A 2,269-nucleotide genomic window follows, 5' to 3' on the forward strand; every position below is an offset into this window, starting at 1 on the left:
GACTGGTCTCAGAAACGCTTCGGCCTGGTTCCCGTGTGGTTGATGTGGCGCAGCGTTATGGTGTTCGAGCAAACAGATTATCTATGTGGCGAACGCTAGCCAAGCGCGGTCAACTGGTTTTGCCAGCACCGGAAGACGGAATAGAATTCGCAGGGTTGGTGATCAGCGAGCCCTTGGCGGAACAACCGGGCTCTGACACCAGCTGCGTGGAGATATGCATTGGTTCAGTGACAGTACGTCTTGAATCGGGTGCGCCGATTTCGCGTATTGTTGCAGTTGCACGTGGACTGGCAGTCTCATCATGATATTTCCTTCCAATCGGGTGCGGATCATGGTGGCAACAAAGCCTGTTGACTTCCGCAGAGGGCATGACGGGCTAGCTTCGTTGGTGAAGAACGAATTGCGCAAAGATCCTTTCACTGGAACTGTATTTGTTTTTCGCTCGCGCAAGGCCGATCGGCTAAAACTGATCTACTGGGATGGCACAGGTATGGTTCTGGCTTATAAGCGTTTGGAAGCCCATACGTTCAGCTGGCCAGAGATCCGGGATGGGCTGATGTCGTTGAACCATGCACAGTTTGAGGCTTTGTTTGCTGGGCTTGACTGGCGACGTGTGCGCGCAGTGGAGGTGAGAGCGCCGATTACGGTTGAATAGCTATTGAGCACCTGTCTCATAGCTGCGGCACGATGACTCTGACAGCATAATCCTCAAGCATATCAAGGCCGGATTTGGTAAGTTTGGCCCATGCTGGATGCCTCTGATCTTCCCAATGATATTGCTGAGTTGAAGGCGCTTCTGATTGCAGCAACAGCGCTCGGTCTTCGTAAGGATGATCGGATTGCGCGGCTGGAGAAGCTGGTTGCAGCCTTCAAACAGGCCGCTTTTGGACGCAAGTCAGAGAAGATTAATCCTGAGCAGTTTGATCTGGCCCTGGAAGATCTGGAAACAGCTATTGCGGCGATCCATGCGGAGGATGAAGCGGATACAGCGTCCACCAAGCCTGCCTCAAAGCCACGTGCCATCAATCGCGGTTCTCTTCCAAAGCACCTGCCACGTATCGACGAAGTGATAGAACCGGAAAGTCTGATTTGCGCCTGCGGTGGTTGCATGCATTGCATTGGCGAAGATGTTTCTGAGCGACTGGATGTGATCCCTGCGCAGTTTCGCGTCATTGTCACGCATCGTCCCAAATACGCATGCCGCGCTTGCACTGATGGTGTTGTGCAAGCACCCGCTCCAGCGCGATTGATCCCGTCAGGCTTGCCGACGGAAGCAACAGTTGCGCATGTGCTGGTATCTAAATATGCCGACCATCTTCCGCTTTATCGCCAGGCCCAGATTATGGGCCGTCAGGGCATCGACATAGATCGCTCGACACTTGCTGACTGGGTGGGACGGGCAGCCTTTGAGCTGCGCCCTGTCTTTGATGCGCTGATTGCTGATCTGAAGCGATCAAGCAAACTCTTCATGGATGAGACGCGTGCACCGGTTCTTGATCCTGGATCAGGAAAGACCAAAACAGGATATTTTTGGGCTTTGGCTCGGGATGATCGACCATGGGGCAGCAATGCTCCGCCCGGTGTCGCTTTCACTTATGCTCCGGGACGATCTGGCCAATATGCCGAACAGATATTGAAGGACTTCAACGGTATTCTGCAAGTGGATGGCTATGCAGGCTACAATCGACTGGTCGCGCCAGATCGTGTTGGTCAGAATATACAATTGGCTTTCTGCTGGGCTCATGCGCGTCGCAAGCTCATAGAAATCACGCGCACAGGCTCGTCCCCGATTGCTGAAGACGGTGTAAAGCGGATCGGCCAACTCTATAAGATCGAAGCTGAATTGCGTGGTCTCAATCCAGAAGCCCGGCTCGCAGTTCGTCAGGCACAATCAAAGCCGCTGATCATCGATATGCAAACATGGCTTGCGCATCACCGCGCACGCGTATCGGCAAAAGCCCCATTGGGCGAGGCGTTGAAATACATCGCTAAATACTGGGACGGCTTGTGCCTGTTTCTGTCTGACGGCCGCGTCGAGCTGGATAACAACAGCGTCGAAAGAACAATTCGGCCAATAGCATTGAGCAGAAAAAATGCATTATTCGCAGGTCATGAAGCAGGCGCTCATAACTGGGCTACAATCGCCTCACTGATTGAGACGTGCAAACTCAATTCAGTCGATCCGCAAAAGTGGCTGACCGCTACCCTCACCGCAATCGTCAATGGCCATAAGCAGAGCCAAATCGACCAACTATTACCATGGAATTAT

Annotated in this window: 3 protein-coding genes; all 3 read left to right on the plus strand. The window is 53.0% G+C overall.

The features are described 5' to 3' along the window. The coding region (locus WH356_RS23930; protein WP_339515393.1) for a transposase at nt 1-305 on the plus strand (305 nt) is incomplete at its 5' end. Continuing rightward, nucleotides 302-655: an IS66 family insertion sequence element accessory protein TnpB gene (tnpB, locus tag WH356_RS23935; protein ID WP_138787576.1), complete on the plus strand. Its 354-nt coding sequence runs from the start codon at nt 302-304 to the stop codon at nt 653-655. The genes WH356_RS23930 and tnpB, both read left to right, overlap by 4 nt. Before the next feature lie 90 nt (nt 656-745). Continuing rightward, nucleotides 746-2,269, plus strand: a 1,524-nt coding sequence (tnpC, locus tag WH356_RS23940; protein ID WP_339515400.1) for an IS66 family transposase, incomplete at its 3' end; no start/stop codon positions are given.

This window comes from Ochrobactrum sp. MYb379 (genome assembly GCF_037479515.1).
In the GTDB taxonomy this organism is placed as follows: Bacteria; Pseudomonadota; Alphaproteobacteria; order Rhizobiales; family Rhizobiaceae; genus Brucella.

Excerpts from the sequence above, each read along its gene's own strand:
- tnpB (WP_138787576.1), top strand. The coding sequence starts at position 302 with ATGATATTTCCTTCCAATCGGGTGCGGATCATGGTGGCAACAAAGCCT.